Source organism: Burkholderia sp. L-4, assembly GCF_056856535.1.
In genome coordinates, this window is sequence record NZ_JBXEOX010000003.1 from 122,790 (window position 1) to 134,689 (window position 11,900).

10 protein-coding genes are annotated in these 11,900 nt (G+C 68.5%); 3 read left to right on the forward strand and 7 right to left on the reverse strand.

The genetic code is table 11. From position 1 onward, the window contains the following. Window positions 1–21: 21 nt before the first annotated feature. The 6 genes from AC1VVG_RS31090 to AC1VVG_RS31115 form a co-directional block, all read right to left on the reverse strand. On the reverse strand, window positions 22–789 hold the full coding sequence (locus AC1VVG_RS31090; protein ID WP_034191935.1) for a DUF169 domain-containing protein: 768 nt from the start codon (window positions 787–789) through the stop codon (window positions 22–24). A 70-nt stretch (window positions 790–859) separates the two neighbouring features. After that, complete coding sequence (locus tag AC1VVG_RS31095; RefSeq protein ID WP_482837369.1) at window positions 860–3,295, reverse strand: PEP-utilizing enzyme; 2,436 nt, start codon at window positions 3,293–3,295, stop codon at window positions 860–862. Between the two features lie 391 nt (window positions 3,296–3,686). Beyond that, window positions 3,687–4,862, reverse strand: a complete 1,176-nt coding sequence (locus AC1VVG_RS31100; RefSeq protein ID WP_059562369.1) for an osmoprotectant ABC transporter ATP-binding protein OsmV — start codon at window positions 4,860–4,862, stop codon at window positions 3,687–3,689. Further along, a complete protein-coding gene (locus tag AC1VVG_RS31105; RefSeq protein WP_482837371.1) occupies window positions 4,859–5,512 on the reverse strand; it encodes an ABC transporter permease in 654 nt (217 codons plus the stop codon). Before AC1VVG_RS31105 ends, AC1VVG_RS31100 begins: the two co-directional genes overlap by 4 nt. A gap of 10 nt (window positions 5,513–5,522) precedes the next feature. After that, complete coding sequence (locus AC1VVG_RS31110) at window positions 5,523–6,428, reverse strand: glycine betaine ABC transporter substrate-binding protein (RefSeq protein ID WP_034191930.1); 906 nt, start codon at window positions 6,426–6,428, stop codon at window positions 5,523–5,525. Beyond that, window positions 6,425–7,141, reverse strand: a complete 717-nt coding sequence (locus AC1VVG_RS31115; protein WP_034191929.1) for an ABC transporter permease — start codon at window positions 7,139–7,141, stop codon at window positions 6,425–6,427. Before AC1VVG_RS31115 ends, AC1VVG_RS31110 begins: the two co-directional genes overlap by 4 nt. Here AC1VVG_RS31115 and AC1VVG_RS31120 point away from each other — a divergent pair. Then, window positions 7,140–7,325, forward strand: a complete 186-nt coding sequence (locus AC1VVG_RS31120; protein WP_034191928.1) for a hypothetical protein — start codon at window positions 7,140–7,142, stop codon at window positions 7,323–7,325. The genes AC1VVG_RS31115 and AC1VVG_RS31120 overlap by 2 nt on opposite strands. Window positions 7,326–7,690: 365 nt before the next feature. Here the strand turns inward: AC1VVG_RS31120 and AC1VVG_RS31125 are convergent, their stop codons facing one another. Then, window positions 7,691–8,785: an AraC family transcriptional regulator gene (locus AC1VVG_RS31125; protein ID WP_482837375.1), complete on the reverse strand. Its 1,095-nt coding sequence runs from the start codon at window positions 8,783–8,785 to the stop codon at window positions 7,691–7,693. Window positions 8,786–9,040: 255 nt separating this feature from the next. On the opposite strand from AC1VVG_RS31125, the gene AC1VVG_RS31130 reads away from it, so the two are divergent. After that, on the forward strand, window positions 9,041–10,432 hold the full coding sequence (locus AC1VVG_RS31130) for an APC family permease (RefSeq protein WP_482837637.1): 1,392 nt from the start codon (window positions 9,041–9,043) through the stop codon (window positions 10,430–10,432). 50 nt (window positions 10,433–10,482) lie between these two features. Continuing rightward, window positions 10,483–11,880 (forward strand): aspartate aminotransferase family protein, encoded by a 1,398-nt coding sequence (locus AC1VVG_RS31135; RefSeq protein ID WP_482837377.1) that lies wholly within the window; start codon window positions 10,483–10,485, stop codon window positions 11,878–11,880. Window positions 11,881–11,900: the final 20 nt, after the last annotated feature.

Consider the following 11,900-nt stretch of genomic DNA (forward strand, 5'->3'; position numbering starts at 1 on the left):
CCGCAGCGGCGACGCGTCAAGTCACGTCGCTTTCGGGTAACTGACTTCCATGCCCGCGCGCACGTCCTGCTGGATGCCGTACTGCGCGAACGGATAGCGCAGCCCGTTGCGCGACAGCGCCTCCATTCCGGCAACGGCCTGTTCCAGCGCGTCGGGCGCCAGCGCCATCAGCATCTCGTCGTCGAGCACGCCGCCGTAGCGGCGTTCCGCGTAGCACGGAATCGACAGGCTCGGCTGCCCGGTCGACAGCGCGCGGCCCCACGAATCCGCGCATGCCGATTCGCCGACCACGCTCCAGTCGAAGCGCTTGTATCCGGACCATTGCAGCCCGTTGATGAAGTACATCATCGCGCCCGGCGTCGCGTAGAACAGCGCGATGTCGGGCGCGATGCGGCCGGCCGCGAGCGGCGACACGACGAGCGCTTCGTACTGGCCGTCGGCCACGCAGTGCATCGCGGCCTGGTGCGCGCGCGAATCTTCCTGCGTCGCGTACCAGACGCCGGCCATCTGCTGGCCGGATGCCCACTCCGCGTCCTTCGCGTGACCGAGCCCGACGACCGACCGGCACTGCGCGCCGACGAGGTCGTCGGCCGTGATGCCGACCGTGAAGCCGAGCCGCGCCGTCTGCCCGACGATCTGGTCCAGCGAGTGAATCGCCTTCGGGCGGCGAATGCGCGGGACGGCTTCCATGTCCTCGCGCCGTTCGAACAGCTTCATCCCGAACGGGATGCTGCGCAGCTTGAGCAGCCGCTCGAGGTCCGCCGACAGTCCGGCAAGCGTTTCTTTCATGTGAGGTCTCCGGGATTCGCCGGACCAGTGTAGCGATCCGGGGTACCCCCTTCAACACGCCGCCGGCCGCTCAGTCGGCCAGCGTCAGCCGGCCGTCGCTGAGCCGCACTTCGCGTCCGATCCACGCCGCATCGACGCGCGGCAGCACGGCCGACGGCTTGCGCAGTTCGCGCAGCAGCGTTGCGCCGTGCGACAGCCGGCCGCCCATGCGTGCGATCACCGCGCGGGCGGCCTGGTACTGCGCATGCCGGCCCGGGTCGAGCGCGTCTTCGAGCAGGATGTCGCGGCCGAGCACGCCCTGCGCGTGGCCCGGATAGATCATGAAGCCGGCTGCCTCGTCGGTGCCTTCGCCGCCGTCCTGCCAGAAGCTGCCGTTGCGGTCGCGGCGTTCGGGATGCGGCGCGAACCAGGTGTCGCGGTCGGCGGCCGGCATCGCGTGATGCAGGCGGAAGAACACGCGCATCAGGTTGTCGCGATACCACTCGCGTACCTGCAGATACCAGCCGCGCATGCCGGGCGCGCCGAGCGCATGCAGCACGCGGACCGGCAGCGGCCAGGCGGGGAAGGGCTGCAGCGGCAGGTCGGCGGCCGCGGGCCGCGCGGTGCCCGGATCGGTTTCCCACGGCAAGCGGTGCGGGCTGTCGTCGAGCTGGCCATAGGCGGTCGGCGGACGTCCCCACAGTGTGCCGCCGCTGCTGGCGAGCGATGACGCGATGCACAGGTTGCCCTGCACGACGAATACGTAGAAGCGCGTGAACCAGTCGGCCAGTTGCTGGCCGTCCGCGCGCCGTTCGACGAGCGTCGCGAGTTCCCGGTCGAAGCGCTGCAAGCCGCGCGCGAGCGTCGGCAGGTGCCCGCGCGCGACGCGCAGCATGCGCCAGAACACCGGCAGTGCGCGCAGCAGGCGCAGCGGACGCCAGCGCAGCGGCGGCGTCGCGCCGCCGATCTCGCCGCTGTAGTTCGCGGCGGACACGCCCCAGTCCGCGAGACGCGCGAGGAACAGGTCGTTGTTGATGTACGACGCGCCGCCGTACAGCGCGGTGAACGGCTCGTTGTCGCGCAGCACGCGCGCATCCCAGCGCGCCATGATGGCCGGGATGCTGCCGGCCGCGCGCCGTTGCGCATATTCGACGAGCCGGCTCGGCTGCGGCGGCAGGATCTCGGCGATGTTGGCCGAGGTCAGGTGCCGGTGCCAGCCGTAGCTGCTGATCGGGCGGTATTGCAGGAGCCACAGCTGCGTGCCGTCCCATGCCCATTCGACATCGCCGGGTACGTAGTGGAACGCGCGCAGCACGCGTTGCAGGAACGCCCACAGCCGTTGCGAAGTCAGGCCGTGCGCGGCCGCGAACGTGCCGCGCCGCCACGGCTCGCCAAGCCGCGACAGGATCGCGCGCCGCGGGCTTGCCTGTCCGTCGGCGAGCGATTCGAGGTGGCCTTCCACCCATTCGACTTCCACCGACAGATGGCGCACGAACGCGATGCCGGACAGCACGGGCGCGACGAAGCGCTGCACGACCGCTTCCTCGAGGCCGCCGTCGAGCAGTTCAGCCACGCGTGTGGCGGCATCCGATGCCGGCACGCGCAGGAACGTCGTGTGCAGGCCGGCGTTGGCTGCGTCGGCCTGGTCCTCGCCGTGGCTCGACGAGCGGACCGCCCACTCGGCGCCGGGCTGGCTCGCGAGAAAGGCGGGCAGGCGCGGATCGTCGGCGCGGGTCAGTGACAAGGCGGGCGGTACCGGCAGGCCGGCCATCGCGGCGAGTGCCAGACGTCCGCCCTTCGTGTGCGCGACGAAACCCGTGTCGCCGGCTTCGAGCCACTGCGCGAACGCGGCCGGCGCATCGATCCACGGATAGTGTCCCCAGCCGCGCTGCAGCGTGACGGTGAGGTCGGCGCGCGCGAGGATCGCCGACCACGCGGCGGCCTGGCGCACGCCGAGCACGGCATCCTGGTCGCCCCATACGAGCTCGATGCGGTCGGTGACCCACTCGAGCAGCGGCAGCGCGGTATCGGCGCGCACGAGATCCCAGTGCGGCAGGAACGCACGGCAGCGCGCGTAGCCGGCGCCCATGCGGCGATATTGCGCGGGCGTCCAGGTCTGGTTCGAGAACTGGCGGGCGAACAGCGTCGGATGGTGCGCGAGCAGCCAGTGGATCGTCTTGCGCAGCGGTTTCGGCGCCATCAGTTTCGGCAGCCGACGTTCCCACAGGAATGCGCCGACGGGCGCGAGCAGCACGCTGCGGCCGAAGTGGCCGGGGCGCCGTTGCAACGCGTGCAGCACCAGCAGCGCGTTCACGCCGACCGCCATGATCGCGTGGCCCGGTTCGGTGACGTCCAGCAGCGCCTGCGCGTACGCGGCGAGATCCTCGCACGGCGGCGCGGGATGATCGCCGAAGCCCGGCAGTTCCAGCGGCACCGGCCGGTAGCGCCGGAAGTGGGGCAGCGCATCGTCCCACCAGTCGGCAGCGCTGCCGTTGCCGGCGAGAAGGTACAGGATCGGTTTGCTCATCGATGCTTCGCCGGTCGACGATCGTCGCGGTCGCGGTCGCCCCGATCGGGGCGGCGACGTCGGCGGATGCCACGGCTCTCGTTGGTATGGGTGTTATGCCGATGCGAGTGGAGTGGAAGGGCGGCCCGCTCGGATGGATGGTTGCGGGCATTTTACGCGAGTCGATTCCGTGCGATTCGCGCTTGATTGCCGGGGCCGGATTTTTCGCTGCGCGTTTGTCGGGCGAGCACGGAACGCAGGATCAAGCCACTGGAATCCGCCAGGCAGGATTCAACGGAAGACAGTGACAGGGAGCCGGGGTGCGGCGGGATCGATTGCGCTCGTCGCCCACGGTGTGTTGGTCAAGAACGGCGTCACGCCGATCGCGCACCGGCGTGACGAGGACGACGCATCAATGCGGCGCGGCCGCCTCAACCCGATCGACCGGGCTGCCCGGCGGCTGCCCCGTTTGCCGGCGCGATCGGCCCGAACTCAGGTACGCGGCGATCGAGTCCTGCGTGACCTCGCCGAGCCACACGCCGTCCGGGTCGAGCACGGGCATCCACGACACGCTGTACTGGTACATCTTCGACAGCACGATGCGCAGGTTGTCGTCGGCCGAGACACCGGCCGGGAACGGCGTCACGCGTTCGCCGCATGTGCCGCCGTCGCCGCGCGCCGCGCGGCGCGTCACGTAGCCGAGCGCGCGGCCCGCGTCGTCGAGCACGGTCAGGTAGCGGCAGTCGGCTTCGTCCATCACCGCGAGTGCGTGCGCGAGCGGCGTATCGACGCGCGCGGTGTCGGGTTGCGTGGCCGCGTCGCCGGCCTTCACGAGCAGCAGGCGCTTGAGCGTGCTGTCCTGGCCGACGAACTGCGCGACGAATTCGTCGCGCGGGCGTGCGAGCAGCGTGTCGGGGTGATCGTACTGAACGAGCTGGCCGCGCCGGAACACCGCGATGCGGTCACCCAGCTTGATCGCTTCGTCGATATCGTGGCTCACCATGATCACGGTCTTGTTCAGTTGCCGCTGCATCTGGAAGAACTCGTTCTGGATCGACTCGCGATTGATCGGATCGACCGCGCCGAACGGTTCGTCCATCAGCAGCACGGGCGGATCGGCGGCCAGCGCGCGAATCACGCCGATACGCTGCTGCTGCCCGCCCGACAGCTCGCGCGGATAGCGTTTCAGGTACAGCTTCGGGTCGAGCGCGACCATCGACATCAGCTCGCGTGCGCGTTCGGCGCAGCGCTTCTTGTCCCAGCCGAGCAGGCGCGGCACGACGGTGATGTTCTCTTCGATCGTCATGTTCGGGAACAGCCCGATCTGCTGGATCACGTAGCCGATGTGGCGCCGCAGGTCGACTTCGTCGAGCTGCGCCGTATCTTCACCGTTGATGAGCACGCGGCCCGATGTCGCGGCGATCAGCCGGTTGATCATCTTGAGCGTGGTCGTCTTGCCGCAGCCCGACGGGCCGAGGAACACGCAGATTTCCCCCTCGGGCACCGACAGGCTCACGGAGTCGACCGCGCGTACGGTCTGGCCGTCCTTGCGCGTGAAGGTCTTGGTCAGTTGGTCGAGTTCGATCATGTCTTCTGCACTCCCTTCGGTGTCAATGCCCGCTGCAGCCTCTGCAGCAGCCGGTCGGCGACGATCGCGAGCAGGCTCACGAGCACCGCGCCCCCCAGCAGTTTCATCATGCTGCTCTGTCCGATGGCGCGCAGGATCAGCGTGCCGAGCCCGCCCGCGCCCACCACGGCGGCGATCGTCATCACGCCGATGTTCATCACGACCGCGGTGCGCACGCCCGCGAGAATCACGGGCACCGCCAGCGGCAGCTCGACGAGACGCAGGCGCTGCCACGCGGTCATGCCGATGCCGGTGCCGGCTTCCTTGATGCCCGCATCCACGTTGCGCAGCGCGAGGTAGGTGTTGCGCATGATCGGCAGCAGCGAATAGAGGAACACGGCCGTGATCGCGGGCGCGGCGCCGATGCCCTGGCCGAAGCGCGAGAAGAACGGGATCATCAGGCCGAACAGCGCGATGGACGGCAGCGTGAGCACGATCGTGGCGATGCCGAGCAGCGGCCCGGCGAGCCATTCGTGGCGATTGATGAGGATGCCGAGCGGTACGCCCGCGACGATCGCGCAGCCCACGGCGATCGCGACGAGCCACATGTGTTGCAGCGTGAGCTGCAACAGCTCGGGCCAGCTCGAAGCGAGATAGTCGAATACGCTCATCGGGTCTCCTTCAAGGTAGCGGATGCGTGCGCAGGAACGCGTCGGCGACGTCGCGCGGCGATTTGCCGTCGAGGTCGACGGCCTTGGCCATGGCCTGCATCGCGTCGTTGTCGAGCGCGGCGGACAGCGCGTTGAGCTGCGTCGCGAGTCCCGGATTGCGCTCGAGCGTGTCCTTGCGCACCACGGGCGTCGCGTTGTACGGCGGGAAGAAATGCCTGTCGTCCTCGAGCGGCACGATGCCGAAGCCCTTCACGCGGCCGTCGGTCGTGTAGACGAGGCCGATCTTCAGCTGGTTGTTGTGCAGCGCCGTGTAGACGAGCCCCGGATCCATCTGCTTCAACTGCGCGCGGCTGAACTGCATGCCGTACGCGGCGAGCAGCGGCTTCAGGCCGTCCGGACGGTTCGCGAATTCCGCATCCATGCCGAACACGTAGTGCTTCGCGGCCGGATCGGTCTTCAGGTGCTCGGCGAGCTGCGACACGGTGCGGATGCCGGTGGCCTGCGCGAGCTGGCTCGGCAGGCCGATCGCGTAGGTGTCGTTGAGCGGCGACGCGTCGAGCCACACGAGCCCGCGCGGTACGTCGAGCGCCTTGACCCGCCGGTACATCTCCTCGGGCGACAGCTTGTCCTGGATCTTGTTGTAGACGAGCGCGGCGGTGCCCGTGTAATCCCACATCAGGTCGAACTGGCCGTTTTCCAGCGCGCTGCGCGTGAGCGTGCTGCCGAGCCCCGCGCGGACTTCCACGTCGTAGCCGCGCGAGCGCAGGTATTGCGACGTGATTTCCGCGAGGACATATTGCTCGGTGAAGTTCTTCGCGCCGAGCACGAGCTTGGCGGCGAATGCCGGTGTGCCGGCGGCCATGCACACGGCCAGGGCGGCGCACAGGCGGGCGATCGATCGAAGCGGGCGCATCATGCGGCACCTCCGTGGCGCGCGAGCCAGCGGCGGCTGCCGGTTGCGACGATGCCGTCCAGCACGAGCGCGAGGATCGCGGTGAGCGACGCGCCGAGCAGCAGCAGCGGCTGGTTGTCGAGATAGATGCCGGGGAAGATCAGCGAGCCGAGGCTGTCCGCGCCGATCAGGTACGCGAGCGGCGCCGTGCCGACGTTGATCGCGAGCGCGGTGCGCACGCCGCCGACGATGATCGGCACCGCATGGGGCAGTTCGACGCGGGCGAGCGATTGCCAGCCCGTCATGCCGATGCCCTTGGCCGCTTCGCGCAGCGCGGCCGGCACGTTCTTCATGCCTTCATAGGCATTGCGCGTGATGGGCAGCAGCGATGCGAGGAATAGCGCGATGATCGCAGGTACGTCGCCGATGCCGAAGATGCCGAGCGCGATGGCCAGCACCGCGAGCGACGGGACCGTGTTGCCGATGTTGAAGACCTGCATGAAGCGCTCGGCCCGGTGCTGAAACCGCGGCCGGCTCAGCAGCACGCCGGCCGGTACGCCGACGACGATCGCGAGCGTCATCGAGTAGACGACCAGCAGCATGTGCTGGCCCGCGTAGTACGCGAGATCGTCCGCGCGCTGGCGGAACGTGTCGGCGCCGATGCCGCGCGCCAGCGCCCATCCGACCGCGATGATGGCTACCAGGCTGCCCACCAGCTGGACAGTGCGTCGAGTCATGAAGATACCCCTCCTCGATCCCGATGCGGCACGCGCGCAGGCACGCGCCGCGATGACGCCGGATGGCGTCGCGATGGAAGTTCGTGATCCCGGCATGGCCGCGATTGAACTGACGGAAACAGTGCTGCCGGCTGCACCGAAGTGCGGCTGGCGGTCGGGTGAACGCGATGTTGCGTTCGTCTGATTGTCAGGTTCAGCCCGGCGGCGCCGTAACGGCAAGGCGCGTTCGAGCAGGGCACCGTCCTGCGAAGACGGCATGGATGCGGGCGGCTTGGCGCCGACCGCTGGGGCCGGTGGCCCCTTTGACGTGGCGAAACGGATGCATGCGCAACAAAGTGCGAAATGGCATCACGTTGCGCACGAGATCATGCGTTTTGTGATGAAGTTGGAGCGAGTATAGAGCAATCGAATGAGCGCGTCCAGCTTGGGCACGGCACGCGGTCGTGCGGCGGCGTCGAGCCGGACGCCGCCGGCGGCTTTCGTGGAAATGATTCGAATTCCAAACTAACAGGCGGGGGCGCCGTTCGGAATCGGCATGCGCGATCGACGTTACATGTCGATACCGACGTCCGCGCGCGGCGTCTTGCCGGTCCAGCGCCGGTACGCGTGACGGAAGCTGCGCGGCTCGCTGTAGCCGAGCCGTTCGGCGATCACCGCGACCGTCAGCGTGTGGTCGTCGAGCATCCGCACGGCTTCGTCGTGACGGACTTCATCGAGCAGCGACTGGAACGTGATGCCGTCCTTGTCGAGCCGCCGGCGCAGCGTGCGCTCCGTCAGGTGCAGCGCATTCGCGAGCGCCGTCATCGACTTGAAACGCACGAGGTCGCGCGCCATCAGCTCCTTCGCCCGATCGGCGAAGCGCGTGCCGACCGACGCGGCCCACTGCCGTTCGAGCACCTCGCACTGGCCGTGCAGCGCATTGAAGCTGACTTCGTTCGCGAGACGCGGCGTTTCCGTGCCGTTCACCGACGTGAACACGAGACGGTTGTCGGCCGCATTGAACGCGACCGGGCAGCCGAAGTGGCGTGCGTAGTCGGCTGCATTGCGCGGCGTGCGGCGCGCGAGCTGCAACTGTTCCGGCCATACCGGCTTGCCGACGAGATCGGACACGATCAGCCGCAGGCTCGACAGGCACATGTCGACCTGGAATACCTCGAGATCGGATTCGCCGTTGTAGCGGCTGATGGTCACGCTCATGCCGCCGGCGTGCGCGTCGACGCGCACGTCGAAATACAGCCCCATGAACAGCGGGAACTGGCCCATGCAGCGGAACGCCTGCGTCACGGAGCCGCTGATCAGCATCGCGTAGCCGGCGAGACCGAGCGTCGACACGTGCAGCCGCGCGCCGATCGACAGCCCGATCGACGGTACGCCGCTGCAGCGCAGCAGGTTGCGGAAGCAGCGCTGCTCCTGGCCGCGATTCACGTGCAGGTTCGGCGACGCGACCTCGTCCGCGCCGAGCCCCGTGCCTTCGAGCAGCGCGGCGCCGTCGATGTGCCGCACGCGGCACTCGTCCAGCGCGACCGCGATCGCGTGAACGGTGGCCGGAATATCTTCCTGGCGTCCGGCCGGGCGGGCGAGGCCGAGCGATGTGCGCAGGCTGCGCTCGGCCCGGCTCTGGTTGCGTTGGGAGCGGCTGTCCATGGTGCCGATACGGTGACGGGCGTGCACGGAACATAGCCGGAATGTCCGAAAAATGCCAGTGCGGCACAGCAGCATGCATGGCCGGACGATGCGATGCGTGACGCCGTGTCCTGAAATATCCCCCTATTACGTCCGTATTTCTCATTCGTCCGGGATTTTTTGGCGCACCACACTTTCTTCCGATCGCGCGCCGCCGGCGGCGCCGGGCGATCGAGAGTTGAAGTCATGAACGCCACCCACCCACGTGAGGACAGCATGGACAACGACAGGCCAGGCCGAACCGTATCGGCCGCCGCGACGCACGACGTCGGCGCGAGCGCGCATCGAGGCGACCCGGACGAGCGCCGCACGCCGCGTCTGCTCGGCCTCTCGACGCTGGTGATCTTCGGCCTCGCGTACATGCTGCCGATGACGGTGTTCACGACCTACGGCCTCGTCACGAGCGAGACGAACGGGCATCTGACGGCCGCCTATGCGGTCACGCTGGTCGCGATGCTGTTCACCGCGCGCAGCTACGGCCACATGGCGCGGCTGATGCCGAGCGCCGGTTCCGCGTACACGTTCGCGAGCCGCAACTTCGGCACCTCGGCCGGCTTCATGGTCGGCTGGGCGTTGCTGATGGACTACCTGTTCATCCCGATGATCAGCTACCTCGCGATCGGCATCTACATGAAGCAGATTTTCCCCGGCGTGCCGGCCAGCGTATGGATCGTCGGCAGCATCGCGCTGGTCACCGGGCTGAATATCGTCGGGATCCGGCTCGTCAACCGCGTGAACCTGATCCTGATCGCGAGCCAGTTCGTGTTCATCGCGATCTTCGTCGTCGCATCGGCGCGCGTCGCGGCCGGCGAAGGGCTGTCGATGACCGTCGCGTTGCCGTCGTCGGGCGATGCGCGCGCGATCTTCGCGGGCGCCGCGATCCTGTGCCTGTCGTTTCTCGGTTTCGATGCGGTCACCACGCTGTCGGAAGAGACGCGCGAGCCGCGGCGCACGGTGCCGCGCGCGATCCTGCTCTGCACGCTCGCGAGCGGCCTGCTGTTCATGCTGATCGCGTATGCCGGGCAAGTGGTGTTTCCCGACTGGCACGCGTTCAAGGATCTCGATTCGGCCAGCTTCGAATTGATGCGGCGCATTGGCGGCGGCACGCTGTCGGCGTTCTTCGTCGCGGTGTACGTGGCGGGCTGCTTCGCGAGCGCGATGGCCGGGCAGGCGAGCGTGACGCGCGTGCTGTTCGCGATGGGCCGCGATCGCGTGCTGCCCGAATGCGTGTTCGGCCACCTGCATGCGCGGCTGCGTACGCCGGTGCGCGCGACGCTCGCGGTCGGCGTCGTGTCGCTGTCCGCGCTGTTCGTCACGCTCGACCTCGCGTCGACGATGATCAGTTTCGGTGCGCTCGTCGCGTTCGCGGTCGTGAACCTGTGCGTGATGCGCAGCTACCTGGGCCAGCCCCGGCACCGTCATGTCGCGGGCTGGATCACGTTCGGCGCGATGCCGGCGATCGGCTTCGCGATGAACGTGTGGCTCTGGTCGGGACTGTCGCGCCAGACGTTCTACGTCGGCTTCGGCTGGCTCGTGCTCGGCCTCTGCCAGCTCGTGTGGCTCACGCGCGGCTTCACGCGCCCGGCGCCGACGCTGTCGATGCATTGAATGACCGGCGGCATGTCGCCGGTTCTGAAATCCTGAAGGAGGAGTGACCCATGAACGCTGTTGACGTCAATCCCGGTGCGGACCTGCAGGCGCTCGGCAAGCGCCACCTGCTGATGCATTTCACGCATGCCGATGCGTACCGCGAGAACGCGCTCACCGTGTTCGACCGCGGCGAAGGCTGCTGGCTCGTCGATCGCCACGGCAAGCGTTATTTCGACGGGCTGGCCGGGCTGTACTGCGTGCAGGTCGGCTACAGCCACGGTGCGGAGATCGGCGATGCGATCCGCGAGCAGATGGTCCGGCTGCCGTTCGCGACCAACTGGGGTTATGGCCACGAACCGGCGATCCGGCTCGCGCACCAGCTCGCGGCGCTCGCGCCCGAGGGCCTGAACCGCGTGTTCTTCACGTCGAGCGGCTCGGAGTCGAACGAATCGGCGATCAAGCTGGTGCGCCAGTATCACCAGTCGCGCGGCGAGCCGCAGCGGCGCAAGTTCATCGCGCGGCGCGTCGCGTATCACGGCACGTCGTTCGGCGCGCTCGCGCTGAACGGGATGACGAATTTCCGCAAGCACTTCGAACCGTTGATGTCGGGCGTGCGGCACGTGAGCAACACGAAGCGCTACGGCCGCCCGGCGGGCGAGACGGAAGCGCAGTTCACACGCCATCTGCTCGACGAGATCGAATCGCTGATCGTGCAGGAGGGGCCGGATACCGTCGCCGCGCTCGTCGTCGAGCCGCTGCAGAACGCGGGCGGCAGCCTGACGCCGCCGGCCGGCTATGCGGCCGGGCTGCGCGACATCTGCGACCGGCACGGCGTGCTGCTCGTCGCGGACGAGGTGATCTGCGGGTTCGGCCGGCTCGGCGAATACTTCGGGTCGGCGCGCTACGGGCTGAAGCCGGACATCATCACGTTCGCGAAAGGCATCGCGTCGGGCTACGTGCCGCTCGGCGGCGTGATCGCGAGCGACGCCGTGGTCGACACGGTGCTCGACGGGCCGCAGCAGATGTTCCTGCACGGCGCGACGTACGGCGGCCATCCGGTCGCCTGCACGGCCGCGCTCGCGAACCTCGCGATCATGGCGCGTGAAGGGGTGCTCGAGAACGTCCGCGACAACGAAGCCGTATTCCGCCAGACGCTCGACGGGCTGCTCGAACTGCCGTGCGTCGGCGACGTGCGCGGCGACGGCTACCACTACTCGCTCGAACTCGTGACGGACAAGGCCGCGCGCCGCTGGGCGGCCGGTATCAGCGCGCAGGCGTTCGTGTCGACGATGCTCGCGCCCGCGATCTTCGACGCGGGGCTGCTGTGCCGCGCGGGCGTCGATCACGAAGGCACGCCGATCGTGCAGTTCTCGCCGCCGCTCGTGATGTCGCGCGACGAGATCGTGTGGTTCGTCGCGCAGATCCGCGACATCCTCGCCGACACCCATGCCCGGGCGATGCGCTGAGCGCGGCGTCGTTCATTTCA